Below are 631 nucleotides of genomic sequence, written 5' to 3' on the forward strand. Positions count from 1 at the left end.
TTCCAAATTCTAAGCAATGCGCAGAACTTCATTAAGTTCCGCTACCAAAGAAGCAGTAAATGATGTGGTTGGCAAAAAATAAGGCGAGTACACCGCTGCTCGATACTTCGCAAACGCCGGAGTGGTCAGTATTGTTTGAGCAGTTGGCAGAGCAAGCGCAAGATCAACGGTTGAAGCGATACTATTCGACTCCTATGGTGAATGGGGATACGCCATTAAAAGAGGTGCCGTTTGTCTCGGTAGATTTTGAAACGACGGGCTTAAATGCAGAAGACGATGCCATTCTTACCATTGGTCTTGTGCCGTTTACGATTGACCGAGTGCAGTGCAGTGGTTCAGCGCATTGGATTGTAAATCCGAACCGAGAGCTTAATGAGGAGTCTGTCGTTATTCATGGCATTACGGATTCTGAAGTGAAAAACGCGCCCCAATTAACGCAAATACTAGGTGAGATTTTGGATGCACTCGCTGGCAAGGTGGTGCTGGTGCACTACAAGAATATCGAGCGACAGTTTTTTTACAATGCGCTTTTAAACACCATTGGCGAAGGGATTCAGTTTCCCGTCGTCGATACATTGGATATCGAGTACGCACTTCAACGCCGAGAATGTTCAGGCATTTGGAATAAGTT

At 45.8% G+C, this 631-nt stretch carries 1 protein-coding gene; it reads left to right on the top strand.

What is annotated here, in order from left to right; all coding sequences use genetic code 11:
- Positions 1-59: 59 nt before the first annotated feature.
- The coding region (locus R7E78_RS27810; RefSeq protein ID WP_318058845.1) for an exonuclease domain-containing protein at positions 60-631 on the top strand (572 nt) is incomplete at its 3' end.

The sequence above is a fragment of the Vibrio sp. YT-19(2023) genome, from assembly GCF_033337395.1.